Source organism: Luteolibacter pohnpeiensis, assembly GCF_016595435.1.
GTDB lineage: Bacteria > Verrucomicrobiota > Verrucomicrobiia > Verrucomicrobiales > Akkermansiaceae > Luteolibacter > Luteolibacter pohnpeiensis.
This window is the reverse complement of the sequence record NZ_JAENIJ010000008.1, coordinates 83,042-107,722: the sequence shown is the minus strand read 5'-3', so window position 1 is coordinate 107,722 and position 24,681 is coordinate 83,042. Positions and strand designations below refer to the sequence as shown.

Genomic DNA, 24,681 nt, shown 5'->3' with positions numbered 1-24,681 from the left:
TGTATCCTACGATTTTTCTGCCAACCATTTGGCGGCGTGTTTGGCGAAGTAGGTCAGGATCATGTCAGCCCCGGCCCGCTTGATGCCCATTAGGGATTCCAGCACAATTCCCTTTTCGTCCAACCAGCCTGCGGCTGATGCGCTTTTCAGCATCAAATACTCACCGCTCACCTGGTAAGCGGCGACGGGCAGGGTCGAATTTTCACGCACTTTTGAAATCACGTCCAAATACGGTCCGGCTGGCTTGACCATTAAAACGTCAGCTCCCTCCGCCTCATCCAGAAGCGTTTCGCGCATGGCTTCGCGGATATTGCCGGGATCCATTTGATAGGTTTTCTTGTCCCCTTCCTTCGGTTGCGAATCCAGAGCACCGCGAAACGGCCCATAGAAAGAAGAAGCGTATTTCGCCGTGTAACTCATGATCAGCACATCGGTGAATCCTTCCGCATCGAGGACGGCACGGATCGCCGCGACCCGGCCATCCATCATGTCCGATGGAGAGACAATATCCGCGCCAGCGCGAGCGTGGCAGAGCGCTTGTTTGCACAGGATTTCCACAGTCTCGTCGTTCAAAATCTCCAACTCGCCATTTTTATCACGGCGAACCACGCCATCATGACCGTCTGAGCTATAGGGATCGAGCGCCACATCAGTGATCACGCACAACTTCGGATAGGCTTCCTTGAGTGCGCGGATCGCACGAGGAACGAGTCCATCCTCGCGATAGGATTCTTCGCCGTGTGAAGATTTCAGTGACTCTTCAATCTTCGGAAAAAGCACCACCCCGGGGACACCCGCAGCCAGGGCTTCCCCGGCTTCTTTCACCAACCCAGGAATCGACCATCGGGTGCATCCCGGCATTGAACTCAGAGGCGTATCTTCCTCATCTTCATGCAAAAATACCGGAAGGATCAAATCCCCAGGGGTCAAAACCGTTTCCCGGACCATGGACCGGATGGCACTGCTGCGACGATTGCGACGCGGGCGAATCGATAGGTTCATGCGCGGGAGCGTCGGCACTCGGCAGTCCCGATACAAGACTTAGAAAAGGGAATTTCCTTACTTCAGGGATTTTCAGGAATCCGCCACGGCCACCGCATTTGCGGCGGCGTATTCCTTGGCGTGAGTCAGGCTGATGCTGACCTCGCGGATTCCCTCGCGCTTGGCAAAATCAGCAGCCGCGCCACTCAGCATCAATTTCGGAGCTCCGGTCGGACCGCGAACGATTTCCAAATCCAACCAGCCTGCCTCGCCACCAATCCCGGTCCCGAGCGCCTTTGACACGGCTTCTTTTGCGGCAAATCTGGCCGCGTAATGAAGCGCTGGTTTCTTTTGGGCCGCGCAATAGTCACGCTCTGCCTGAGTGAACAGCCGCGCTAAAAATGGCTCACCGTGGCGTTCGATCGCAGATGCAATCCTGTCCACTTCCACCACATCAATTCCGATTCCAAAAATCCGCATTGTGGAAACCTAGAGGTCGTAATTTGCCATCAAGGCCTTCATATCCTTCACTGCGGTGATGAAGCCATAGCGCATGGCGCGTGCGACGATGCTGTGGCCGATGTTGAGCTCCGCCAAATGAGGCACTGTCAGGATTTTGCCGATGTTGCTGTAGTTGATGCCATGTCCGGCATTGACCTGCAGGGCACAGGCCTTGCCATCCTTCGCGGCAGTCACAAGCCGTTCCAGTTCGGCATCCTGAGCCGCACCTTCCGCATTTGCGAATGCACCGGTGTGAAGTTCGATCATGTCGGCACAGGTCTCCGCCGCCGCTTCAATCTGAGCGAGATCCGGATCGATGAACAAACTGACTCGAATTCCGGCGTCTTGCAATCGGGCTACCATCATTCGGGTTCCGTCAAATCGACCACGAACATCCAATCCGCCTTCAGTGGTGACTTCCTCCCGACTTTCAGGGACCAGGCAGGCAAAGTCCGGCTTCAATTTCAAAGCGATCGCCGCCATTTCCTCGGTGACTCCCATCTCAAAATTCAGCGGAAGTCCAACCTCTGCCCGGATCAAAAAAGCATCCGATGTTTGCATGTGCCTCCGGTCCCCGCGAACGTGAATCGTGATGGAGTCGGCGCCGCCTTCCAGTGCATCCAAACCTGCCTGCAGGGGGGATGGCTCAGCATTTGGTGATTCCAGCATTCTCGCGTAGCGAGCTTGGCGCAGGGTTGCCACATGATCGATATTGACTCCGAGAAGCAATGACATGTGCCGATCTAAACTGGACGGCCCGACACCGCAAGCGCGGGGATTGCTTTCTCGCGGCCCATTTTCACCCTCAATTTGAACCGCATTCTCGGCGTCGCGGCCAAAAAAAGCGGCTGCCGATGGGGGGATTTCGGCAGCCGTCCGATTTGCTTTTCTGTGGAATGAACACTCCTGAATCAGCTCCGATGGGTTGGGGGGAGGCCCGTCTCGCTGACAGGAACAACATGTCCCAAAATCGGCCACAAGGCCATTACGCCATCGCGTAACCCACTGAATGAGCTAAAATTTCGACCTATTTCAGCTACTTCACCGAATCAACCAGCATCTACGAAATAAACGGAGCCTCAGTGATCAGTCATCAAGAAGACTTGGGTTTAGTTCTCAATCGGCGGCTCTAGTTTGAATTCCGGAATACGAGTGAAGAACCAATCACCCGTTACTGTTTCACCAAAAAACGCGCCGCTGACATCTGCAGATTCCGCGACTACGTGGTAGCTATTGTAGGAAAAATGTTCACCTGGCGCGATCATCGGAGTTTGTCCAACGATGCCATCGCCCTCCACCACGGTGACTTCGCCGCTTTTCTCACGCACCACCCATTTGCGGGCACGAATGATCACTGGTAATGGCGAATCGTTATGGATCGAGATGAAATACACAAACGGATGCGGTTTGTCCGCCGGAGCCTCAAGACTCGGCATGTAGATCACGTCGTCGACCTTCACCTGGAGGCCATCGAATTCCTGGATTGCATGCGCCATGACGGGATCGTCCGGCGGGATTTCCAGACTGCCAAGCACGAAAGGACAAACGCCTGATGCTTTCCACCGCTGAACCAAAGTAGAAAATGAAGGCAGTGCGCACAGCTGACAATGGGGCGCCCCCAGCAACACCTGGCAATCAACTGACAGCCACCTCACACCACAGGATTTGATTCATTCCTGACTGTGTGGGCGAAAGGTTGAAATTTGCAGGCATCATCTCCACTTGACCACCTCGGCTGTGGCTCGTAATACAGCCCCCACATGGGATTTGACACACTAGGACTCTCCGCACCCGTTCTCGAAGCAATCGGGGAATCCGGATATACCACCCCCACCCCGATCCAGGCGCAGGCGATCCCTGTCATTCTTGATGGCAAGGATGTCATTGGCGCATCGCAAACCGGAACCGGAAAGACCGCAGCCTTTGCTTTGCCGACGCTTTCAAAAATCGAAAAACTCGGCAAACCGCAGATCCTGGTGCTGGAGCCAACTCGCGAATTGGCCCACCAGGTTGCCGAGCAGTTCGAAAAATACGGCAAGCACACCGGTCTCAAAGTCGCTCTTCTCTACGGCGGTGTCGGCCTGGGAAAACAGTCAGACGCACTCACCGCCGGTGTCGATATCGTGGTCGCAACCCCGGGTCGCCTGGTCGATCACTTCTACCGCGCCACCATGCGCTTTGGTGAAGTCAAAGTCCTGATCCTCGACGAAGTCGACCGCATGCTCGACATGGGTTTCCTTCCGCAGGTCCGCAAAATCGTCAATCTCTGCCCATGGGATGGCCGTCAGACGCTGTTTTTCTCCGCCACGATGCCTCCGGCGATCCAGACCTTCGCCCAATGGTGCCTGACCGATCCTGTCAGCATCGAGATCGCACGCCGTGCCGTCGCCTCCACGGTGACTCACGCGTTTTACCCAGTCGCGATGGATCAGCGTGACGAACTGCTGCTCGCCTTGCTGAAAGAAACGGACTATCACTCGGTGATGATTTTCACCCGCACCCGCAAGGAAGCGGATGAGGTCACCAACATGATCAAGGAAAGCGGTCAAAAGAAAGTCGCCGCCATGCACTCGGACATCAGCCAGGTGGATCGGATGAAGGCCCTGGCTGGATTCAAGGCTGGCGATTACGAAATCTTGGTGGCCACCGATGTCGCCGCCCGCGGCATCGACATTTCCGGCGTTTCCCACGTCATCAACTACCGGGTCCCTGAAAACGCCGAAGACTACGTCCACCGCATCGGCCGGACCGGTCGCGCGGAAGCGGAAGGCGATGCGTTCACCATTCTCACGGCTGACGAGCTCGACTACGCGAAATCCGTCGAAGTCTTTATCGATCAAACGATCGCGCGCAAGAAACTGGAAAACTTCTCCTATATCTACACCGCTCTGTTGGACGATTCCCCGCCGAAGCCGATCCGCCGCAAAAAACCGCCGGGCAAAAAGCGCCGCTAATTGGGAAATTCCCAGCCGTCGACCGGTCACTCTGTTTTGCATTTCCACTCTGATCCCGGATGAGAGTGCTCTCCATCGACCCCGCTATCCGCAACACGGGCTACGCCGTGCTGGAGGGAGATCCACGCCGACCCACCGTGCTGGCGTTCGACACCATTTCGATCCCGCGTAGCGTCAGCCAATCCGGAGCGCTGGCTGCCGTGCGGGCTCACCTGGCCAATGTGATCGCCAAATTCGAGCCTGATGAAGTCGCGGTCGAAGGCATCATCTACGTGCAATCGCACCAAACGGCAATTTCCATGGGTGCCGCCCGCGCCGCCGCCCTGATCGCCGCTGCGGACCATGGGTTGACGGTTTACGAATACTCGCCGAAAAAGGTGAAGCTCTCGGTCGTCGGCAAAGGCACCGCGGACAAACAACAAGTCGCTTTCATGGTCCGCGCCCTCCTCGGCCTCGCTGAAACACCGCCACCGGATGCTGCGGACGCGCTTGCGATCGCGATGGCGCACTTGCAAGCTTCTGATCCGCTCAAGGCCAAGCTGCTCGATCGGCGAATCGTCTGAACCACCATGCTCGAAATTCTCCACCTCCCCGGTTTCATCGATTACGATGACGGACTGAAATTGCAGGAATCGACGGTTGCCGCGATCCATGCGAAGGAGAAAGCGGAAACGGTCTATCTGTTAGAGCATCAACCGGTTTACACCATCGGTCGGCTGCGCGATCAATCCTCACTGCGCGATGCGACTTCCCTTCCCTATCCGGTTCATGAAACCAACCGTGGCGGCCAGGCGACATTTCACGGGCCCGGCCAGATTGTCGGCTACCCGCACCTCGATCTATCGAACCGTGGCCGGGATTTGCACGATCATCTGCGCTTGATCGAAGAGGCCTTGATCCAAGGTTGTGCGGATTTCGGCGTCCAAGCGGGTCGGCGGGAAGGTTTGACCGGCGTTTGGGTAGAAAACCGGAAACTCGCCTCGATCGGCGTCGGCGTCCGCAAATGGATTTCGATGCATGGGTTTGCGATCAACATCACCCGCGCCAGCCTGCCACCGTTTTTTGCCATCACCCCATGTGGTCTGGATGGCGTCAGCATGACCTCACTGGAAAGCGAAGCTGGCCGCGAAATTACGATCGCTGAGGCTGCCGCATCGATTTCCGCCGCGCTGCGAAAGCAATTCGAGCATTCCAAAGAGTGACCAAACCGTCCGATTGACGCAGGAAAATTTCGTGGCATCCTGAGGTATGCCAAAAGCGAGCACATCTGCTGCTGTCAAAGCACCCCGGGGCAAAAAATCCGCAGCTCAACCCGTCAAGGAGCTGATCGAAGAAGCCTACTGGAACTACGTTCTGGAACATGGCCAGGAACCGGCCTCGGTCTTCAAGTTCACCAAGGACCATGGCTGGAAAGAGGAGGAATTTTACGCCCATTTCAGCACCTTCCAGGCCATCGAAAAAGCCTTCTGGCGCAGTTTTACCGAGGAAACCGTAGCGATCGTGAATGGCGATCCCGACGCCGCAGAATACGACGCCCGCCAGAAACTGCTGGCGTTTTATTTCACCTTCTTCGAAGGCATGCTGCAGCATCGCTCAAAGCTACTCTGCCGCCTGCCACGCAAGCTTGAGTCAGCCAGGGTGATTTCCGGAATGACCGACGTTTTCAGTCAATTCGCGGAGGCGATTATCGCCGAGGGTCGTCTGGAAGGAAGCATCGCCGGGCCGTCAAAGCTGGACTCGATTTACAAGCGAGGTCTGAAATTGCACCTCTTATGGCTGCTGGATTATTACCGCCGGGATACGAGCAGTAAGTTTGAAGACACCGATGCGTTGATCGAGAAATCCGTCCGATTTTTCTTCGATGCAGCGCGCTGGAGCGTGATCGAATCCGCCTTTGATCTGGCCCGATTCCTCACTCCCCGAAACAACTTCCGCTGAATGTCCGGGCAACGTTCCATTCCAAAAAGCAAGGTCGCACGCGCCGCCTCGCTCGCCGCAACCGGCGCGAAAATCGGCGTGAATTACCTGAAATATAAAGGTCGCTCCGGCATGGGCGACCCAAATGCCCGGGCTTCGTTTCATGATGAAACCGCCATCGACACCTATAAAGCATTCAGCAAACTAAAAGGCGGCCCGCTCAAAGTGGCGCAGATGTTGAGCCTTGATCAAAACCTGATGCCGGATCAATACATCCGCGAATTTTCGAAGGCACAATACACCGCTCCACCTCTTTCCTACCCACTGGTCGTCCGTAGCTTTCAACGCGAATTCGGCAAGAAACCCACGGAGATTTTCGACGAATTTTCCACCGAAGCCGTCGCTGGAGCGTCAATCGGGCAAGTTCACAAAGCCCGTAAAAATGGCAAGGACTACGCTGTGAAAGTCCAATATCCAGGCGTCGCCGACAGCCTCGATTCCGATCTTCGCATCGTCCGTCCGTTGGCGATGGCCTTATTCAAACTCGATGCCGAAACCATCGATCCCTACCTGGGCGAAGTGAAGAAGCGCTTGTTGGAGGAAACCGATTATGCGCATGAACTTCGGAGATCCGTCGAGTTAAGCAAGGCGACTGCTGAGATCGAGAATGTACGATTTCCAACGTACTACCCCGAACTGAGCCGCGATAAGATTCTAACCATGGATTGGATTGATGGATTGCACGTGGATCAATTCGCCAAAACCGATGCGTCGCAGGAAGAACGGAATCAGATCGGGCAATCCCTGTGGGACTTTTATCATCATCAGATTCACGAGCTGCGCATCTTCCACGCCGATCCCCATGCGGGAAACTTCATCGTCAAGGATGGCCAGCTTTGGGTACTCGATTTCGGCTGTGTAAAAGCGCTGGAGCCCGATTTCTATCAGGATTACTTTGCATTGATGGCCTGCTATCAACACGCGCGTGAATCGCAGCTCGATGAGTTGTTAGAACGGCTCACCCTGTTCAAAGTCGGCGAAAGCGTGGAAGAACGGAATTTCCTCCGGCCGTGGATACGTGAATCAATTGAACTGTTAGGCCGCCCGTTCTGGCAGGAAGAATTTGATTTTTCCGACGCCACCTATCTCCGGGAAATCTTCGAATTCGGCGAACGTGCCAAGGTTGATCCGCAGCTTCAGCGTGCCCAGCGCGGCCGCGGCAACCCAGAGGCGCTCTACCTCAACCGAGCCTATTTCGGGCTCTACAATTTGGAAGGGATGCTACGCGCCAAGATTCGCATCTCCATGCCCGGATTCCTCAAAGACGTCGCTTGAGCGGTCTGTGCGAGGAAGTTTTGCAGAACTTTTGCAAAGCTTTGATCGCCGTTTGGCACAAGGGTCGGTTAGATATGTTTTCGTAGCTGCGCTGAGAAAAGCAATGCCATGAAAACCAAATATCTAACTTTAGCCCTCGCGCCCATTCTAGCCCTTCCTCTCACCCAGGCTGCGGATGAAAAAAATCCCTTCGTCAAAAAGGCTCCTGAGAAGAAAGAACTGCCACCACCAGGCCAGGCATTTGTGAACGTCCTCGAGTATTTCGATGTTCCTGCTGATATGCTGGATCAATGGATGGACGCCCAACCACCTTCAACCGACGACAAGCCACTCCGGGCGCAAATTCTAAAATGGGTTGCCGAGAATCAGGCGACGTTGGTGCAAACGACCCTATCCCTCGGCACCGAAAATCGAACTGCTCAAACGAGTTTCACCGCAGAACAAATCTATCCAACTAGCTATGATCCCTCCGCCCCAGGGACATGGGCGAAACCCGTTTCTTTTCAAACTAGAAATGCGGGTTTCACTACGATCGCTGGGATTACGAGAGTAGAAGACAACGTCAGACTCAGCTCGACGTTCGAATCAGTGGAGAAATTGATCCCGTCGTTAAATTACGGAATGCTTGAGAAAAAAACACAGCAATCTACCGATGTCTTCTTACCGAAAATCTGGAATTGTCGCCTGCCTGAAGTTCCAAAAGATCATGATGATCCATTCGCAGATCCAGATCCCGATTGGTTACCGATTCCCTTAACACCTTGTTTCCCCGGCGAAGTCAAATTGCTCTTCAGGACTGACAAACCCATTTCCGAAACAGAGACTACTCGAACTGCAAGAGTCGTCCTAACGCGAGGTGACATTCCAGAATCCACGCATATTCCAAAGTCAAATCTCAAGTCTGAATCCTTCACGATCTCAATGAGAGTCGTTGAAATACCTCAAATGACATTCTCTGCCTGGTTGGACTCGAATGAGCTAACAACCGCCTGCTGGTCAGCAGAGCAAGCGATCCCTCAATGGCTCGAATCATCAACTGCTAAAATCTCGGACCAACTATCCGCGCGAGCACAAATGAATCTGGATTCAGGATTTAGCCAAACGATCGAATATATTTATCCAACAGAATGGATGCCTGCCAAATCTTCAAATCCTGACGAAAGCTCAACGGAGAGCACACCAGAGCAACCAAGCATGGGAACCTCCTACGAAACCCGGAATATCGGTTCCACCCTAAATGGCAAGGTCGAGCAGGACGAGGCCGGAGTCTACTTTTCGGGGACGATCGTAAAAGTTGAACACTTAGGCGACTCCGTCATGCGTCGTATCAAATCAGGTGACGCATGGATTCCTGACGTGACCTTTCCGTTATTTGCATCGACCGAACTGAAGGGCACCTTTCGATTGAATACGGGACACTGGACACTCATAGGAACGACAGGAACCTATACGGAGTTTGGGCAGATCAATCCGGACACCTGCCGACTCTATCTCATGAAAATCGAATAAACCGTTGAAGCACATTCGATTCATCACTCAACCCGGCGGCCTGACGATCCTCATCGCAGGCTTGCTGGCGGCGTGTGTGCTTACGGGAGGTTTGTTCCTATCACGTAAAATCAATCGACAAACTTTGCCTCCCGTCGGAAATCAAATCGATGACAGCTTCCGCCAAGCGATCATCGCAATCGATGAAATGGAACCGCTATGGCAGCAGGCATTGGAAGAGGAAGCCGATATAAGCCTGAAGGAAAATCCAGCAAATAGTGGGAATGCTAGAATTCCCACCGCAGTAGGCGTGATTCAACGGAGTTATCTGATTCCTTCCAAACCGGAAGAGCCCCATGCCCATGCCTCTTTTCAGGAGCATCCAACAATCCGCCCGGTTTTGGAGAAACATGAAAAGAATAACCCGGCTGAGTGGGTTTTCGAAGATTCAATTTTATCCAGCCACGGCGACTTCATCCGTACACCAGGAAAGCCATTGGCTTATGCAAAAGGAAATCGCTCCATGGCTGTGATACTCATTCTTGATCCGACCCAAGCAGGAGCAATCGTTTTCAAGAATATGTTGCCATCACTTCAAGCGGCCGAATTGAATAAAATTCCTGGTTCAGTTCAATGGGTCGGCCCCGATGGAAAGATTATATCAGAAACCTCGCCGAAACCACCGAAACGCCCACCCGATGAAACGCTGAGGCATGTTTCGAGCTTCGGGGATTGGCAGTTAAAGTGTTGGTTTCCGATCAAAGAAACCGTAATCTACCAAGTTCCATCTGTTACGGCTACAGTAACTCTAACCATTCTCCTCATTTCCGGCGGGTTTTGGAGTGCTTCGAATCAACGCAAAGCTGCCTTTGCCGCAGACCAGCGTGTCAGCTTTGTGAACCGGGTTTCCCACGAACTTCGATCCCCTCTCACCAACATCCTTCTCAATACCGATGTCGCTATCGATCAATCATCCAACGATGAAAAACTGAATCAACGGCTCAGGCTTATCCGTGAAGAAACCGGTCGACTTGGACGAATTGTCGACAATGTTCTTACCTTCGCAAAACTCGATCATGGCTGTTTAGAAACTCAACTCACTTTATGCGATCCATCGCGGGTGATCCGGGAAATCCTTGTAAACTTCGCCCCACTTTTTGGACGGAAAGGCATCCATTATTCTTTCGAAAATGATGGTCCCGATAGGATTTCCATCGCCAAGGATGTCCTCACCCAAATTATCAGCAATTTGCTCTCAAATGTTGAAAAATATGCCGGTCTAAATGCCAAGGTCAGCATACAGAGCGGCATCAAATCTGGCCGATATCGAGTGCAAGTATGTGACGATAGCCCCGGCATTCCAAGAGAGGCAGCAGAAAGAATCTTTCTGCCATTCGAGCGAGTTTACGAGACAACTACCGAAGGAGCCAGTGGCACCGGGCTCGGTCTTGCCATTTCAAGAGAACTCGCAATCCGTGCAGGAGGAACACTCGATCTTCTATCCACCACTGAAGGAGCAAGTTTCGAACTCACCCTTCCATGCAGCTTTACCCATGACGACATCCCATGAAGATCTTTCTTGCAGAGGACGATCCCGTAACGCGCACCACCATCCAGGAACTATTGGAGGACGAAGGTTATGAGGTTGCAACAGCAATGGACGGCACTGAAGCCATTCATACCTGGGACCATCATCGCCCGGAGATCATCCTGCTGGACATCATGATGCCCGGAGCCAGTGGCTACGACGTTTGCCGTAGCATCCGAAAAGCCAATCGGTCTATTCCCATTCTTTTTCTATCGGCAAAATCTGAAGAAGTCGATGTCGTCCTGGGGCTTGAGCTTGGAGCCGACGATTTCGTGCGAAAGCCCTTCGGCAAACACGAACTGCTCGCCAGGATTCGCGCAGTCACCCGACGTAACGAATCAATACCAACCGGAGGTAGCTTTCCATTCGGTGATTGGGTGATTTATCCCAAGCGCCTCATTGCAGAGAACCACGGCAATGGCGCGATTGATTTAACCGATCGCGAGATAAAGATCCTACAACTTCTAATCGCCAGGCAAAGTGAAGTCGTAACCCGTGATGAATTGCTCAATACTTGTTGGGGAATGGAATATTATCCGGAATCGAGAACTCTCGATCAGCACATACTCAACCTCCGTAAGAAGTTGGAGCATCATCCATCAACACCTCGATGGATTCAGACGGTTCGTGGCGTGGGATACCGTTACCCATAATCGTAGTTTAAAGAATTTTAAATAAAAATATAGGAATACCTAGATTAGGTATATTATAAACCATCAAATTACAACGTATAACATCATCAAACAAATAATAAATACTATTTCATTTAAATCACCAAAGCCACCATTGATCGTAGCGTCTATATAGAGTTAATGGCGGCAGATATATAACTCCCCCTGAATCATCTTTCATCTTCATGAAATACGGACATTCCTTACCATCAATCTTTTCAGTTGACGTATAGAGATAAATTAAATTTTTACCCTTGACGATGTTCAAATCACCATCATGAAGGGATTCAAGTTGATTGAAAAATCCTTTTAGTTTTTCATAATAGGATTTCTTAATATTTTTCATATCCTCAGAACTGCTATCGTAGCATTTCATCGACCACAGTAAAACCCCACATATCTCAACTTGATAAAAATTAGCTTTATCCAAAGAGGGCAATCCTGATAAAAACTTGCATATTGACCCATCATTCAGATCAGAATCTTTGATATTACTATGAAATATTGGAAGTTCCCAATGAACAGAAGGATTCACATTCATTTCAAATGAGGTCTTATCACCAGAAAACTCCTCCGACTTAATGACTTCATACGGATTTAATATATTACTCTTAATGACTGAAACCTTCCATATCTCACCTTTCTTATGAGATAAATATATTTTATTAACCCCTTCCTTCAAGAATTGATTTATTCTCACACCAAACGGTTCTCCTGAATCAAACACTGCAACAGGATTACCATTAACCATGGCGCACAATAAATTACTTTTCTCATCGGTCGTTGCATCATCGGTCGTTGCATCATCAGCCGTTGCTTTCGAAAGCACTAATACATATACGTCGCTGTAATTAATAGAAAAACTCTCTTCACATCGAACAAAGCTTGAGAAAGTCAAAAATATTAGGAACACCAAGCTACATTTTTTCATATCCCCCCCTTTAAAAGCAGGACCATCTCTGTCAAGCTTTTTTCAATATTTAAAGACTGTTATTAATCCAATAATCATTGCAATTAATAATACTGAAATACCCACGCAATAACCATTATTTAATTAATGCTATATGACGGAAAACGTTGATCTGCCAGGCACCTCACAAATTGACTCAATGCCTGTAATCTACGAGTTGGTAACGCCCAATACGACACATTTCTTCACCCAATCGAAGAACTTTACCCTGACTCACAAAACCGCTCGATTGCCGCTTCTTAAGCGATCCCGGCTTCACGGTGCTCGGCATTTTGCGCTGCATCAGCCATGTAAAAATTCGGCCATCTTCTTCAATTTACTGAAAAGCAAACGCCTCACTCATCTCCATTCAGAATTGGGCTCAACCCTACCTGTCCATGCCCCACGAATGCGATGGAATAGGGTCCCAATCGCCAGGCGGCGCTCGCCGATACGACATACCGGGACCGGGCCTTGCACTGAAGAAGTTAGAAAAACTTCTGTCGCAGAAACCAAGGTTCCGAGATCAATATCAGCCTCGCGAGCGTCGATTCCCAGTTGCCTGGCAAGCTCAAGCACCACTGCCCGGGTGATGCCGGGAAGACATCCCGATGAGAGTTGAGGCGTAAAAAGCTTACCTGCAACCACTGCGAACACATTGGCCGTCGCTGCCTCACAGACTTTACCAGAGGTATTCAAAAAAAGCGTTTCCTCAAAACCGGCATTTCTGGCGTGTTCCAGTGCCAGTAGATTCTCGGCATAGGACGCGCATTTCAGTCCGCTGAGGGGTGATCTTTCGTTGCGGACCCAGGGCGAAATATCAACGGCTATCGATTCCATTTCGGTTCCAGCAGCCTCTGCCGTCAGCCAGACGGATCGATTGGCTCCCGAGTTCAAGTCCCGGATTGATCCGCTGCCGGCCGTGAGGGCGAGCCTTACTTTCGCCCTGCCGATTTCGAGCTGATTCCGCTGCAAAAGCTCGCGAATGATGGACTCGAAAGAATACTCGAGGGATTTCCAGCCCAATCGCTGACAGGATTCCCGAAGTCGGCGAAGATGCTTTCCGAGAAATTTCGGGTTGCCATCAACCGCGAGTATCGTCTCGAACAACCCTAGACCGTGCAGCAAGCCACGATCGCCAGGATTGATCGAGAATTCTCCCTCTTTGATCCATCGCCCATCTTGCCACAGCGTCACCATTCCTGGCGATGTTGTCGGATCTCTCAAAGATGTAAAATTGAAACATCTGCCTCCATTTGTCACGTATGCCCCAGCCATGCGTTTTTTAGCAGTAATTTTGGGGTTGGCCGTAGGTGTTCAAGCTGCGGAACCGTTTCGAATTCAGATCGTCGATCGTGAAAACGGTTGGCCGGTTCCGCTCGTCGAGCTGCAAACCACCCACCAAGAAAAATTCGTTACGGACAACCTCGGAATGGTTGCGATTTCCGATCCTGAGCTGCAGGACCATGAAATCTGGCTCAGCCTGAAAAGCCACGGCTACGGGCTGAAACCCGACGGGCTCGGGTACCAAGGATTTCGCTGCACACCCGAAGCCGGGAAACATCTCCGGGTCGAAATCGACCGCCAGATCATTGCCAAACGGCTTGGCCGCCTCACGGGCGCGGGACTCTATTCCAACAGCCCCAAACCACTGATTCCTGAATCCGGCATCATGGGTTGTGACTCGGTTCTGGTGGCACCCTATCACGGAAAACTGTTCTGGCTCTGGGGCGACACGTCGATGCCCGGTTACCCGCTTGGCATTTTTGATTCATCGGCCGCGACCACACCGCTCCATCCATTGAAAAAATTCGAGGCTCCCCTTGCCTTGGAATTCGACCTCTATCGCGATAAAAATGGGAAGCCACGCGGAGTCGCACCAATGACCGGCGACGGACCAACTTGGCTCAGTGCAATCGTCAGCCTACCCGATAAATCGGGTCGCGAGCACTTGGTCGCGACCTATTCAAAAATCAAAAACTCGCTGTCGGAATATGAAGTCGGCCTGTGCGTGTGGGATGATCCATCCGAACAGTTCAAGCCATACCGGGTCCTTTGGAAAGAGGGCGATGCCATGCCGGATTTAATTCCCCGCGGGCACCCGGTTTTATTCAAAGACATGCTTTTGTTAGGCGATCCCTTTCCCACATTTCAGTGCCCGGCAACGTTCGAGGGTTGGAGCGATGCATCCAGCTGGAAAAAAATCGAGCCGCCAAAGGCTCCGGTTTCAGCAGAGAATGGAAAGCCGGTTCCCGCACACCGTGGATCCGTGGCTTGGAACGCATATCGGGATCGTTGGATCACGATTTACACTCAGAACGGTGGCGACTCGTCCTATCTCGGCGAAATTTGGTATGCGGAAGCCACTTCACCTCTCGGCCCCTGGGGCCCAGCGACGAAGGTGCTGAGCCACGACAACTACACCTTCTACAATCCCCTTCTTCATGCCGAATTGGTTCCGGAAAAGGCGCCCTACATTTTGTTCGAAGGAACCTACACCACAACCTTTGCGAAAAACCCGGTCCCAACCGCGAAATACGATTACAACCAGATCATGTATCGACTCGATCTGGATGACCCAAAGCTCAAGGGCTCGGAAAACTGAGATCAATTTTCTGCGGGCGGCGCGGATTTGCCGCGCTTGCGCGGCGTAGCCCAATGGTCGACGGCGCTGTTGACTAAAAAATCATCCCCTAGTGCCTCGCGCCCTAACAGAATGCGATGAATCATGGTCTTGCGGCTCACCAGGCTCATCACGATTTTCTTTTCGACACCGGCAAGCCTCAGCGTGGTCTCGACGAAAATCCGGTCATTCCCATCGCCCGTGCTGCTGCGGACGCGTTTGCGGAACTTGATCTGCTCCTCGAGCGTGATCAGTTTTTTTTGTTTCCGATCTAACCGAACAGTGAATCGCACCCGATCGTTCGGCAGTTCGACGATTTCAGCGCAATCGATCGCGCTGCTGCGTGCGCCCGTATCCGCCTTGGCCCGCATGCGCAGCGACCATTCCGGAAGCTCGATCCATTCTCTCCAGCCGATGATCATGGGAATTGTTAGGAATTTTCTTCGAGGACGTTCACCACAATATTCGTAGCGAGGTGTTCGCGCAGCTGAATTTCAATCGTATCCGAGTCCAGATTATCAATGCTTTTCTCCAATTTCAGCTGTTGTTTGGCATCGGACGGCAAAGCAATATGCACCACAGGATCGCCTGGTCCTACGGCGGGCATCGTAGTCATTCCCATCACGACTCCCGCGAGCGGGCTGCGGATGATTTCCATTTCTGAACCGAGGAGGTTGGTGCTGCTCGCCACCGCCTGCCCTTCAGCTACCGCATCTCCCGGAGCCACATGAAAGTGCAGGAAGCCCCCGCTTTCGGAACGGATCCAGCGTGTTTCACGAACAATGACCTGATGCGGTGGCGGCTCACAAACTCCGCCGGTCATCTGCAACTCTGCCAGCACATTGGAAATGCCGCGCAAAGTCAGCTCCTGAACGCTCGGCTCCACTTTCCAAACTTCACCCGCCTCCAGCACGATGGTGGGACAGCCGCTTTTCACCGCGGCTTTCCGCAGAGAGCCATCCGGCCCGGCGCTGTTAACGATGACTTCGCAACCAAAGGCGCGTGCGAGCCTAGCGCACTCGGGCTCGTCAAAATCCGTCCGGACGTTGGGAAAATTCGTCCTACGAACCGCCGCCGTGTGCAGGTCGATCAAATAGTCGCAACGGCCGACGACCTGATCGAATACCGCCCGGGCCAATCGGGAGCTCAGACTGCCATGCAAACTGCCGGGAAAGCATCGGTTCAGATCCCGTCGATCCGGCATGTAGCGGCTATGTCGCTCAAACCCCATGATATTGACCACAGGAACCAAAATGAGCGTGCCGTGAGTCAGGGTAAAAGGCGGTTCCTGAATCAGTCGGCGGATGGCTCCCGTTCCATTGATTTCATCTCCATGGACCGCCGCCGTGATACCGACGACCGGACCGTCCTCGGGCGCACGCCAGACCATGAGCGGCAGCGTGACGCTGGAGCCACTGAAGTTTTTTCCGATCTCCAATCGGAGTCGCTTGCGCTCACCCGGCGCAATTTCACTCGCCCCCCATGTTCCGATGTCGCTCGATTTTCGGCTCATCAGGGATTCGGGTCAGTGGTGGATTTTGGGCTCGGCTCCAGCTTTTTGACCCGTCGTCGCTTTTTCGGTTTCGTCGGGATCAGGCCTTTCATGTGCTCGGACTTGCCGTAGCAGAGCAAGGAATCATCTGCTTCCAGAACACGGGATCCCTTCGGATTGGAAATGACCATGCCTTTTCGGCGAAGCGTCAGCACCACAACATCCAGCTCCCGCAACCCGGTATCATCGATGGTCACGCCGACGAACTGGCTTCCTTCCGGAATGTTGATGTCTGCCACTGAATAGCCGCGACTGACGGTAAGTCGCTGGCGGATATCGATTTCTGGAAATTTCACCTGATCCGCGATGTAATCGATGATTTCCCCGGCAATGTCCAAGCCCGTCGCCCCTTCGATCCCCTCCAGGCCGGGGGAAGAGTTCACCTCCATCACCTGCGGGCCCGAGGCACCTTCGAGCATGTCGACGCCGCAAATCCGCAATCCCATGATTTGAGCCGCGCGCACAGCGGCCTCTTCATACACCGAATCCAGCTGGATCATCTCCGCTTTGCCACCGCGATGAACATTTGAGCGAAATTCCTGTCCCTGAGCAGTCCGCCGGATCGCAGCCACGACCCGATCGCCGATCACGAAGGCTCGAACATCCTTGCCTTTGCTTTCGGCTACGAATTTCTGCAACAGCACCTGCTGCTTGGTGCTGTGCAGGGTCTCGATGATCGCCTTCGCGATTTCCAGTTTGTCGGCCAAAATCACTCCGACGCCTTGGGTTCCTTCGAGCAGTTTGATGATCACCGGCGCTCCGCCCACCCGCTGCAATGCATCTTCCACATCGCGCTTGTCATCGACATAGGCACTCAAGGGGATTCCCACGTCGTGCCGGGAGAGAATTTGCAGGCTGCGCAGTTTGTCCCGCGAATTTCCAATCCCAGCCGCCGTGTTCGGGGTGAAGACATCCATCTGCTCAAACTGTCGAACTACGGCAGTGCCGTAGCGTGTGATGGATGTGCCGATCCGCGGAAGAATCGCATCGGGCGTCCTGAGGATCTTGCGGTGGTAATAAAGCTCCGGCGTTCCGTGATCGAGCCCGATGGTAAGCCGAAGCGTATTAAGGACTTCGATTTTATGCCCTCGATTTCGACCCGCTTCAACGAGTCGGCGGGTGGAGTAACACTTCGGCGAACAGGACAAAATGGAAAGTTTCATAACAACAACTCGGTGTCATTCCGTGATGACTCATCCCGATACCGTTTCATAAGACCATTGCCTAATAGAGTCAAAGCAAAGGGAGATCTCAAGCCATAGATCCACTTAAACAGCAGATAGACAAACATTTGAATCGTATCCGCAAATTGCATATAAGCATAATAATTTCTTGCATTCTTGAGTCAAATGACATCGAAAAGAGTAAGTAACAGTTATTAAATTGCACACCTACCAGAGGCATTGAACTGCATCAGCACCCCTACAGCGAATGCCTTCCAGCAAATCATCTAACCACTACATCCACACCTAGATTCAACTATCTACCTGCCAATTCGTTATCTAACTCAAACTTCATTTCATATATCAGATTCACACAGCAAAAACGCTAGGTGAAAATCTGATTTATTCTCTATTTCATTGACCTTTTTGACCTGTTCAGCTGATACCTTGAATCATCTATCAGAAAGCTATTTGGATCATTCAAAAGTTACTGATCACAATCATTACTTTCCCCGTTCTGCATGAAATTAACAAATCCCCGCTTGTATCGGATGGCAACAGGCTTTCCATATTCATCACTCGACGAATCAACCGGGATTGAAGCCATTTCCGGGAGATGGGTATTCGCGCCGCTTGGACCATTGTCTGATTATGAATCTCCGACAAAAAACGGTTGGGGAATTGGATCAAACGATTACTCAGCAGTAGGATTAGACCTTAGCTGGATCCAAGCATCTGAGGTAAATCCAATAGCACCGAGTGACTACTACACTTATAGGATTAACAACTATAAAGATCTCACCGCATTCGATGAGGACTATTACATATCACTGAAATTTGATCCTCGGGCTGCGCTTCGCAGCTTGGACTACGTGATCGCCTCACTCTCATCAGCAAAACGCCAGGCTGTCGATCTGCCAGGTTGCAATTTCGAGATTCGAACCAGTTTTGACCAATTTGAGTCGCCTATGGTGAAATGCCGAGGTGGAGAGGCCTTCGGCATGATTTCATCCGGGGCAGTTAGCAGAACGAATTTTTACCATTTCGAATCTTTATTCACCGGAAACCTGTCTGCTCCGCTCGAGGTGCGATTTTACTATTACGGAGAGAATCTCAGTCCTACCCCTGCCCTCGCCATGTGCGGACCTGATCTACAACGAAGCCCCTTTTCGCTTCGCTTCCTGGCAGTCACAGGTGATGGAACTGCCTCACCATCCTCCCGCTTTGCGGTCCAGGCGGTCGATCTGCCCAATTCGCAGCGTCATGGGCTTCGCAAATAGCTGCGGTGATGTCCGCAGGGACTTGGGAAAAGTGATTTAGGATCATCCTCCGCTTGCCAGGAGTCTTCCGATCCATTCCGTTTGCGGCATGCGGCTCCCTATTTTTCTCAGTAGCGCAACCATCATTGCTCTCGGATTTTTTGCCATGCGCTTTCTGGAGCGCGCACCTGCAACGGGATTTTTGACCGGTGCACTCCAACTCGGCGGCGGATTGCTGATCTGTGGTCTGTTCGCGATTCGGTCGCAAACCCACTGGCACGGAGTCATCGGAGCTGGAGTGGTCTCATTGCTCGGTGCTGCCCGCGGGCTGGCGAATGTCGCGAAACTTCCCGGCTATTTTAGCGGAACCAGACATGACGGACCTGCTCCCCTCTTCGAAAGCTCGGTTGCCTTGATTTGCGTCATTTTGATGTTTCGCGTGTTGCGCTACCTACAAGCCGAGCGGCTGCGGCGGATGTTGGAAGAAGACGATGCCAAGCTGGATAGTTGAGATCTCCACTCGAAGCCGAGTTTTGATCCACACTGCCGTTCATTCGGTTGAATTACTCGTTTCCAGCATCCGGCTGCGGAGTTGATTCACTCGCAGGCGGCGTTCCGGAAGGTGAAGCTTCAACCGGAGGAGTTCCGACCGCCGGAGGTGTTGGAACAACGACCGGTGGTGGCTCAGGGGCAGCTGGAGGCACGTCAGGCGGCGCGGGCGGAAGGAGCAGGTTTTGCCATTGATGCAGCTCAAACCCGGTGCCAATACCGCCGATTTCCTGCAGCAACTCATAGCATCGTTGCCGCCAATGATCATAATCGGGAGGGACCCGATCCTTATCGCGGCTGCCTGGAAAGACCACATAGCTCACTTTTAAATCTGATACAGGCCGACTGTAGGAAGATGCTCTGGCATTGATCTCTTTGGCCAAACGGAGTGAAGCCTCGCCCACCTTATAGGTCGGTCCTGCATCACCCACGATCGCTGGATATAATTTGTCGCCGAATACAACCACCGCGAAATCTCCAGCAGATGGCGCAAATGGATCACCCTTCGTGGACATGATGTCCTGCGGAATCACGATGAACGGGTCATACTCGGCAATCAGGAAGCTACGTCCCTTCATGTCCACGATGCCACGCTTCAGCATCGCGATGCGGCTCTGGAGCCATTTTTTACGCTCTGCCGTGGTTGTTTTGTCCGCGATCTCTTTTTCAGCACCGGCAATTCTTTGCTCGAACCCCACAATCATCGGATTCGGAGTCCTCGTCTGCTTCGGCCAACCGAAACTGGTGTAGGGCTGGTAGTAGGTCGAATTTACGATGGAATCCGGCATCTTCGGCAAACGATCACCATCCGACCCATCCGAAACGACATCCATCTCGGCCTGGAGGAAAAACACCCGGCGCCCTGATTCGGAGCGAAGTTGCAGGATCGTTTCACAGTCGTAGAGATTGTGTTTGGAAAGCAATTCCGAGAGTCGATTCGCATCGGTTCGGATACGTGCTGTTTTTTTATCGTAAAGCTTGTAGAACCAACTGGATACCTCTCCTTTTTCAACCAATCCGGTCAATCCGGGAAGCATCTTGGAAAGATTCGGGTTACTCTGCTCCAATTCCGCAACTGTCTTCGCTGGCGCGGGGACTTTCACCGTGAGCTGATAAGAAGCCACGTAACTATCGTCAGACACCCGTTCTTTCGAAGCGGTTTCGCCCTTGAGGAGATTCAGTTCCGTTTTGAATGGAATACCTGAGCGCAGTTGGCGGACATCGGTCACGGTGCCAAGTTGCGAGCTGGTGACGGCAGGAGGTGGCGTTGCGTCTGACTCCAATTGCTTGCGGATTTCCGCAATTTTGCGCTCATACTCCTCTTCCATTTCCGCATGGATTCGCTCTTCCGCTTGACGCAGGAGGTCTTCATTGGCGGCGGACATCACCACCGGTTTGGGGGCAAAAATCTCCTTCAACCCTCGTTTAACTTTGCCCGGAATGGGCGACAAAAGCGTCACCAAAAATGCCACTCCCAGCAGCAAAAAGCCCGCAGCGATCCACGAAAATCTCTTGGTTTTCCGTCGGTTGCCGCGTTGCTGATCTTCCATGAAGCATAGCGTAGCAGCCTTCTCGTCACCATCAATAGAACTTCGAGACAGAATCGAAAATCCGGCAAAATTTCCGCTCTCTGGAAAGTCAGCCATGACAAACCGTTCCCCATCCCTACACTCGACGCGTGAGCTATCAGGTCTTCGCCCGCAAATATCGTCCCAAAACATTCGCCGATGTCCTCGGTCAGGATCATGTCGTCCGTACGCTAAGCAACGCCATTGCCCAGAATCGCTTGGCACACGCCTATCTTTTCGTCGGTCCGCGCGGCACCGGAAAGACCTCAACCGCACGGATTCTGGCGAAAGCTCTGAATTGCACGGGTGGTCCAAAAATCGATTTTGATCCGGACGAGGATATTTGCCAGGAAATCGCCGAAGGCCGGTCGCTCGATGTGCTGGAAATCGACGGTGCCTCAAACAACGGCGTGGAGCAGGTGCGCGATCTGCGCGAATCCGTCCGCTTCTCCCCAGCCCGCGGCCAATTCAAAATTTACTACATTGACGAGGTTCACATGCTTTCCAACGCAGCCTTCAACGCCCTGTTGAAGACTCTGGAAGAGCCGCCACCACACGTGAAGTTCATCTTCGCCACCACCGAGGCGAACAAAATCCTTCCGACCATCATTTCCCGTTGCCAGCGCTTCGATCTGCGGCCGATCCCAACGGAAACGATTGCCGCGCACTTGCAGCACATCGCCGCCGAAGAAGGCATCACCCTGGAAGCCACGGCTGCGTGGGCGATCGCGAAGGGCGCGGACGGCGGCATGCGCGATGCGCAATCGATGCTGGACCAGTTGGTGGCGTTCTGTGGCGAAACCATCACCGAAGCAAACGTGCTGGATATTTTCGGTTTCACCTCCCGCGAAAAAGTCGCCCAACTCACTGGCTGTCTGCTATCGAGAGAAACTCCAGCTGCGCTTTCCCTGATCCAGAAAGAAGCGGAAACCGGCCGCGAGCTCAGCCAATTGCTGGGCGAACTCATCGGCTGCCTGCGTGCCTTGCTGGTTGCGAAACTCGATCCCACTGCCGATGGCGAAGGCATTCCTGCGGATTTGTGGAATGCCTTGCTTGAGGCTGCCGACGAATACCCGCCAGACCGGATTTTGGCGGCAATTGACGTTTTTGCCGAAACCGAAGGCCGGATGAAATGGGCGACCAACAAGCGGTTGCACTTCGAGCTCGGAGTCATCAAATCGATCCAAACTCTCGGCGAAGTCCGGATCACCGACGTGATCAAAGTGCTCACCCGAGGCGCGGATTTCATCCCTGTCCCAGAACCTCGCCCAGTCCAAACGGAGCAGACACCACCAAGTGCTCCAGCGAGCACAGCTGCACCGGAAGAACCCGCTCCGGTAGAAGCCACAACGAGTGAAACTCCTACCGACGCGCCCCCAGCCACGCCCGAACCCGAACCCGAACCTGAGTCTGCAGCACCGGCTCCACCGGCTACCATTGTCGTCGAATCTGAGCCCAAACGAAGCAAACCCATTGGCGGAGCCATCGGTGCACTGGATTCCCTGATCGCAGCCGCACCTGAGGAAAGCGAGCCACCAGCGGCACCCGAGCCAGCACCTTGGGAAGAACCGAAAAAAGCCGCCGAACCTGAACCCGCGCCAGCAGCTGCGCCCATTGACGACGCATTTCACCAAGATCCGCTGATCCAGTCCGCCCTTGAGAAATTTGAAGGCAAAATCCTAAGATGACGCGGCTGGCGGCAATCATCCTCGAATTTCTTAAAAGGACTGGTGCCTGGGCTCCGGCACTGGTGCTGATTTTGCACGAATTTCTCAATATTCGTGGGTATCGGACCCAAATCGACTGGTGGAACCACTATTCCGGCGGCCTGGCCTTTTGTTTTTTTGCATGGAAAAGCCTGCCATTGTTTGGTCGCTGGATCGGACAAATAACGCCAGTCGGCAGAATTGCGATCGCATTTCTGGCCGGTTGCACCGCTGCACTTTGTTGGGACATCGTCGAATTTTTAATGGATCTGACCTTTTCCAGCAACATTCAGAAGTCGCTTCAGGAGACGATGATGGATCTACTCAACGGCTTCCTTGGATGCTCGACGACGACCGCCATCTTGTGCTTTCTTCTGGCACGCAGTCGGGCAAGATTGGCAAAGCCAACACCCACACGGTGACCTGCCGGTAATCCACCGGCTCCCTTACCCTATTTCAACCGAACTCATCTGATACCATGAACATCGCCAAATTGATGAAACAAGCCCAGGACATGCAGGCCGGGCTTGCCGCCAAACAAGAAGAACTCGCCATCCAAACCGTCGAAGCCTCATCCGGCGGCGGCAAAGTCAACGTCATCGCCACCTGCGCCGGGGACGTGCTTGCCATCAAAATCGACCCATCCGTCGTGGACTCATCCGATGTCGAATTTCTCGAAGATCTCGTGCTGAAAGGCGTGCGTGAAGCCATTGCCAAAGGCAAAGAAAAGGCAGCTGCCGAAATGAAAAAACTCACCGGCGGTCTCGGCATTCCCGGCATGTGATCTGCATCTTGCGGCATCACCATCATGCACATTTCGTTCCGCCGCAGTCTGGGATGGTTTCTGGTGGGATCGTCCCTGCTGCTGCATGCAGCTACCGTCGTTCTTTACTCACGCCAACCGGATCGGTTTGCGGCGGTAACGGTGATCCCGATCTGGGTTTGGGGAGGCATCGGGCTGGTTCTTTCCTCCCTCGCCTACTATTCCCTGCGAGCCTCCCTCTCACTGATCGTCAGTTTTATCTGGGTTGTCACCCTTTTGGTAGGCGCGGATGAGGCGAAGGTCCTCACCAACCTCCATCGCGAAGCTCCGCAACCCGGAATCCCACAACCCTTTAAAGGCGAGCCAGTATTACGGGTTCTCACGATCAATTGCGCGCAATTCAACTTTGGCGATCCCACGCCAGATATCGCCGTCTGGCATCCAGACATCGTTTTATTTCAGCAGACTTTGCCGAAAAGCGTGCGTCACGTCGCCACCGAACTTTACGGCAAAGACGCCCAGATTCGGACCTTTTTCGACAACGGAGTGATCACTCGCTGGAAATTCAAGCAGGAGCCGCTGATTCACTCGAAAGCCAGTCAGGAAGTAACCGTGGTGATGCCGGATGGACGTGAAATTAAAATCGTCAATTTGCACCTACTTACCGCCGCAACGGACATTCGCCTGTGGCAGCCGAGAGCGTGGCGGGAGCACCGGGAAAATCGCGTGCTGCGGAGGAACGAGCTGAACGGGATTCTCTCGCAGCTTTACGAAACCAGTTCGTTCCCGGAGACGCCTGTGATTTTGGGAGGTGATTTCAACGCACCCGCCAACGATCAAGTCATGCGCTACATTCCCGCGGAGCTTACCGATGCCTTCACGGCGGTAGGCAAAGGCTGGGGCAACACGTTCCAGCGGCGCGTGCCGATCCTCCGCATCGACCATCTCTTCTCAACTTCGCATTTCACGCCGGTGCGCTGTCGGGCGGTGACCACGCGTCATTCCGATCACCGGTTTGTGGTGGCTGACTATTTGTTCAACTGTCCGCCTCAGCCCTGATTTTTGGAAGCCGATTCTTCATCTTGCCAGTTCGGCAGCTGGCGGTCATTTTCTC

General features: G+C 53.0%; 25 protein-coding genes. 15 read left to right on the top strand and 10 right to left on the bottom strand.

The window, feature by feature from the left end; genetic code table 11:
* Positions 1–6: 6 nt before the first annotated feature.
* From hemB to JIN85_RS07095, 4 genes are all read right to left on the bottom strand, one after another.
* Positions 7–1,002, bottom strand: a complete 996-nt coding sequence (gene hemB / locus JIN85_RS07110; RefSeq protein ID WP_200269074.1) for a porphobilinogen synthase — start codon at positions 1,000–1,002, stop codon at positions 7–9.
* A gap of 72 nt (positions 1,003–1,074) precedes the next feature.
* Positions 1,075–1,461: a holo-ACP synthase gene (gene acpS, locus JIN85_RS07105; protein ID WP_200269072.1), complete on the bottom strand. Its 387-nt coding sequence runs from the start codon at positions 1,459–1,461 to the stop codon at positions 1,075–1,077.
* A gap of 9 nt (positions 1,462–1,470) precedes the next feature.
* On the bottom strand, positions 1,471–2,217 hold the full coding sequence (locus tag JIN85_RS07100) for a pyridoxine 5'-phosphate synthase (RefSeq protein ID WP_200269071.1): 747 nt from the start codon (positions 2,215–2,217) through the stop codon (positions 1,471–1,473).
* Positions 2,218–2,591: 374 nt separating this feature from the next.
* Positions 2,592–2,978 (bottom strand): ApaG domain-containing protein, encoded by a 387-nt coding sequence (locus tag JIN85_RS07095; protein WP_200269069.1) that lies wholly within the window; start codon positions 2,976–2,978, stop codon positions 2,592–2,594.
* A gap of 264 nt (positions 2,979–3,242) precedes the next feature.
* On the opposite strand from JIN85_RS07095, the gene JIN85_RS07090 reads away from it, so the two are divergent.
* The 8 genes from JIN85_RS07090 to JIN85_RS07055 all read left to right on the top strand — a co-directional run bounded on the left by JIN85_RS07090 (position 3,243) and on the right by JIN85_RS07055 (position 11,417).
* A complete protein-coding gene (locus JIN85_RS07090; RefSeq protein WP_200269067.1) occupies positions 3,243–4,436 on the top strand; it encodes a DEAD/DEAH box helicase in 1,194 nt (397 codons plus the stop codon).
* Between the two features lie 59 nt (positions 4,437–4,495).
* A complete protein-coding gene (gene ruvC, locus JIN85_RS07085; RefSeq protein ID WP_200269065.1) occupies positions 4,496–4,999 on the top strand; it encodes a crossover junction endodeoxyribonuclease RuvC in 504 nt (167 codons plus the stop codon).
* A gap of 6 nt (positions 5,000–5,005) precedes the next feature.
* A complete protein-coding gene (gene lipB, locus JIN85_RS07080) occupies positions 5,006–5,638 on the top strand; it encodes a lipoyl(octanoyl) transferase LipB (protein ID WP_200269063.1) in 633 nt (210 codons plus the stop codon).
* A gap of 46 nt (positions 5,639–5,684) precedes the next feature.
* The gene (locus tag JIN85_RS07075; protein ID WP_200269061.1) at positions 5,685–6,374 is read left to right on the top strand and encodes a hypothetical protein; all 690 of its coding nucleotides are present in this window, start codon (positions 5,685–5,687) and stop codon (positions 6,372–6,374) included.
* Positions 6,375–7,688, top strand: a complete 1,314-nt coding sequence (locus JIN85_RS07070; RefSeq protein WP_200269059.1) for an ABC1 kinase family protein — start codon at positions 6,375–6,377, stop codon at positions 7,686–7,688.
* 108 nt (positions 7,689–7,796) lie between these two features.
* Positions 7,797–9,197 carry a hypothetical protein gene (locus tag JIN85_RS07065; RefSeq protein ID WP_200269057.1) on the top strand — a complete coding sequence of 467 codons (1,401 nt, stop codon included), beginning with the start codon at positions 7,797–7,799 and terminating at the stop codon, positions 9,195–9,197.
* Between the two features lie 4 nt (positions 9,198–9,201).
* Positions 9,202–10,746 carry a sensor histidine kinase gene (locus JIN85_RS07060; RefSeq protein WP_200269055.1) on the top strand — a complete coding sequence of 515 codons (1,545 nt, stop codon included), beginning with the start codon at positions 9,202–9,204 and terminating at the stop codon, positions 10,744–10,746.
* Positions 10,743–11,417, top strand: coding sequence for a response regulator transcription factor (locus JIN85_RS07055; protein WP_200269053.1), 675 nt, complete (start codon positions 10,743–10,745; stop codon positions 11,415–11,417). The genes JIN85_RS07060 and JIN85_RS07055 overlap by 4 nt, the downstream gene beginning before the upstream one ends.
* A 118-nt stretch (positions 11,418–11,535) precedes the next feature.
* On the opposite strand, the gene JIN85_RS07050 is transcribed toward JIN85_RS07055, so the two are convergent.
* On the bottom strand, positions 11,536–12,264 hold the full coding sequence (locus JIN85_RS07050) for a hypothetical protein (protein WP_200269051.1): 729 nt from the start codon (positions 12,262–12,264) through the stop codon (positions 11,536–11,538).
* A gap of 480 nt (positions 12,265–12,744) precedes the next feature.
* On the bottom strand, positions 12,745–13,611 hold the full coding sequence (locus JIN85_RS07045; RefSeq protein WP_200269049.1) for an aminotransferase class IV: 867 nt from the start codon (positions 13,609–13,611) through the stop codon (positions 12,745–12,747).
* A gap of 10 nt (positions 13,612–13,621) precedes the next feature.
* Here JIN85_RS07045 and JIN85_RS07040 point away from each other — a divergent pair, with 10 nt between their 5' ends.
* Positions 13,622–14,989: a DUF4185 domain-containing protein gene (locus JIN85_RS07040; protein WP_234047289.1), complete on the top strand. Its 1,368-nt coding sequence runs from the start codon at positions 13,622–13,624 to the stop codon at positions 14,987–14,989.
* A gap of 2 nt (positions 14,990–14,991) precedes the next feature.
* Here the strand turns inward: JIN85_RS07040 and JIN85_RS07035 are convergent, their stop codons facing one another.
* Genes JIN85_RS07035 through JIN85_RS07025 form a run of 3 tightly spaced genes read right to left on the bottom strand, consistent with a single transcriptional unit; the run spans position 14,992 to position 17,722 of the window.
* Positions 14,992–15,429, bottom strand: coding sequence for an ATP-dependent zinc protease family protein (locus JIN85_RS07035; protein ID WP_200269047.1), 438 nt, complete (start codon positions 15,427–15,429; stop codon positions 14,992–14,994).
* An 8-nt stretch (positions 15,430–15,437) separates the two neighbouring features.
* Positions 15,438–16,520 carry a succinylglutamate desuccinylase/aspartoacylase family protein gene (locus JIN85_RS07030; protein WP_200269045.1) on the bottom strand — a complete coding sequence of 361 codons (1,083 nt, stop codon included), beginning with the start codon at positions 16,518–16,520 and terminating at the stop codon, positions 15,438–15,440.
* Positions 16,520–17,722: a RimK family alpha-L-glutamate ligase gene (locus tag JIN85_RS07025; protein ID WP_200269043.1), complete on the bottom strand. Its 1,203-nt coding sequence runs from the start codon at positions 17,720–17,722 to the stop codon at positions 16,520–16,522. The genes JIN85_RS07030 and JIN85_RS07025 overlap by 1 nt, the downstream gene beginning before the upstream one ends.
* Before the next feature lie 521 nt (positions 17,723–18,243).
* Here JIN85_RS07025 and JIN85_RS07020 point away from each other — a divergent pair.
* Both JIN85_RS07020 and JIN85_RS07015 read left to right on the top strand, forming a co-directional pair.
* Positions 18,244–19,002: a hypothetical protein gene (locus tag JIN85_RS07020; RefSeq protein WP_200269041.1), complete on the top strand. Its 759-nt coding sequence runs from the start codon at positions 18,244–18,246 to the stop codon at positions 19,000–19,002.
* A gap of 88 nt (positions 19,003–19,090) precedes the next feature.
* On the top strand, positions 19,091–19,492 hold the full coding sequence (locus JIN85_RS07015) for a hypothetical protein (RefSeq protein ID WP_200269039.1): 402 nt from the start codon (positions 19,091–19,093) through the stop codon (positions 19,490–19,492).
* Positions 19,493–19,544: 52 nt separating this feature from the next.
* Here the strand turns inward: JIN85_RS07015 and JIN85_RS07010 are convergent, their stop codons facing one another.
* Positions 19,545–21,176, bottom strand: coding sequence for a glycoside hydrolase family 75 protein (locus tag JIN85_RS07010; RefSeq protein WP_200269037.1), 1,632 nt, complete (start codon positions 21,174–21,176; stop codon positions 19,545–19,547).
* A 32-nt stretch (positions 21,177–21,208) separates the two neighbouring features.
* On the opposite strand from JIN85_RS07010, the gene dnaX reads away from it, so the two are divergent.
* Genes dnaX through JIN85_RS06990 form a run of 4 tightly spaced genes read left to right on the top strand, consistent with a single transcriptional unit; the run spans position 21,209 to position 24,626 of the window.
* The gene (dnaX, locus tag JIN85_RS21655; RefSeq protein ID WP_200269035.1) at positions 21,209–22,786 is read left to right on the top strand and encodes a DNA polymerase III subunit gamma/tau; all 1,578 of its coding nucleotides are present in this window, start codon (positions 21,209–21,211) and stop codon (positions 22,784–22,786) included.
* Complete coding sequence (locus tag JIN85_RS07000; protein WP_200269033.1) at positions 22,783–23,226, top strand: DUF2238 domain-containing protein; 444 nt, start codon at positions 22,783–22,785, stop codon at positions 23,224–23,226. The genes dnaX and JIN85_RS07000 overlap by 4 nt, the downstream gene beginning before the upstream one ends.
* A 56-nt stretch (positions 23,227–23,282) precedes the next feature.
* The gene (locus JIN85_RS06995) at positions 23,283–23,588 is read left to right on the top strand and encodes a YbaB/EbfC family nucleoid-associated protein (RefSeq protein ID WP_200269031.1); all 306 of its coding nucleotides are present in this window, start codon (positions 23,283–23,285) and stop codon (positions 23,586–23,588) included.
* A gap of 24 nt (positions 23,589–23,612) precedes the next feature.
* Positions 23,613–24,626: an endonuclease/exonuclease/phosphatase family protein gene (locus tag JIN85_RS06990; RefSeq protein WP_200269029.1), complete on the top strand. Its 1,014-nt coding sequence runs from the start codon at positions 23,613–23,615 to the stop codon at positions 24,624–24,626.
* Positions 24,627–24,681: the final 55 nt, after the last annotated feature.

What these genes read in the sequence shown, in the direction of transcription:
- hemB (WP_200269074.1), bottom strand. Translation starts at nt 1,002, where the DNA reads ATGAACCTATCGATTCGCCCGCGTCGCAATCGTCGCAGCAGTGCCATC.
- acpS (WP_200269072.1), bottom strand. Translation starts at nt 1,461, where the DNA reads ATGCGGATTTTTGGAATCGGAATTGATGTGGTGGAAGTGGACAGGATT.
- JIN85_RS07100 (WP_200269071.1), bottom strand. Translation starts at nt 2,217, where the DNA reads ATGTCATTGCTTCTCGGAGTCAATATCGATCATGTGGCAACCCTGCGC.
- JIN85_RS07095 (WP_200269069.1), bottom strand. Translation starts at nt 2,978, where the DNA reads ATGGCGCATGCAATCCAGGAATTCGATGGCCTCCAGGTGAAGGTCGAC.
- JIN85_RS07090 (WP_200269067.1), top strand. Translation starts at nt 3,243, where the DNA reads ATGGGATTTGACACACTAGGACTCTCCGCACCCGTTCTCGAAGCAATC.
- ruvC (WP_200269065.1), top strand. Translation starts at nt 4,496, where the DNA reads ATGAGAGTGCTCTCCATCGACCCCGCTATCCGCAACACGGGCTACGCC.
- lipB (WP_200269063.1), top strand. Translation starts at nt 5,006, where the DNA reads ATGCTCGAAATTCTCCACCTCCCCGGTTTCATCGATTACGATGACGGA.
- JIN85_RS07075 (WP_200269061.1), top strand. Translation starts at nt 5,685, where the DNA reads ATGCCAAAAGCGAGCACATCTGCTGCTGTCAAAGCACCCCGGGGCAAA.
- JIN85_RS07070 (WP_200269059.1), top strand. Translation starts at nt 6,375, where the DNA reads ATGTCCGGGCAACGTTCCATTCCAAAAAGCAAGGTCGCACGCGCCGCC.
- JIN85_RS07065 (WP_200269057.1), top strand. Translation starts at nt 7,797, where the DNA reads ATGAAAACCAAATATCTAACTTTAGCCCTCGCGCCCATTCTAGCCCTT.
- JIN85_RS07055 (WP_200269053.1), top strand. Translation starts at nt 10,743, where the DNA reads ATGAAGATCTTTCTTGCAGAGGACGATCCCGTAACGCGCACCACCATC.
- JIN85_RS07035 (WP_200269047.1), bottom strand. Translation starts at nt 15,429, where the DNA reads ATGATCATCGGCTGGAGAGAATGGATCGAGCTTCCGGAATGGTCGCTG.
- JIN85_RS07030 (WP_200269045.1), bottom strand. Translation starts at nt 16,520, where the DNA reads ATGAGCCGAAAATCGAGCGACATCGGAACATGGGGGGCGAGTGAAATT.
- JIN85_RS07025 (WP_200269043.1), bottom strand. Translation starts at nt 17,722, where the DNA reads ATGAAACTTTCCATTTTGTCCTGTTCGCCGAAGTGTTACTCCACCCGC.
- JIN85_RS07020 (WP_200269041.1), top strand. Translation starts at nt 18,244, where the DNA reads ATGAAATTAACAAATCCCCGCTTGTATCGGATGGCAACAGGCTTTCCA.
- JIN85_RS07015 (WP_200269039.1), top strand. Translation starts at nt 19,091, where the DNA reads ATGCGGCTCCCTATTTTTCTCAGTAGCGCAACCATCATTGCTCTCGGA.
- JIN85_RS07010 (WP_200269037.1), bottom strand. Translation starts at nt 21,176, where the DNA reads ATGGCTGACTTTCCAGAGAGCGGAAATTTTGCCGGATTTTCGATTCTG.
- JIN85_RS07000 (WP_200269033.1), top strand. Translation starts at nt 22,783, where the DNA reads ATGACGCGGCTGGCGGCAATCATCCTCGAATTTCTTAAAAGGACTGGT.
- JIN85_RS06995 (WP_200269031.1), top strand. Translation starts at nt 23,283, where the DNA reads ATGAACATCGCCAAATTGATGAAACAAGCCCAGGACATGCAGGCCGGG.
- JIN85_RS06990 (WP_200269029.1), top strand. Translation starts at nt 23,613, where the DNA reads ATGCACATTTCGTTCCGCCGCAGTCTGGGATGGTTTCTGGTGGGATCG.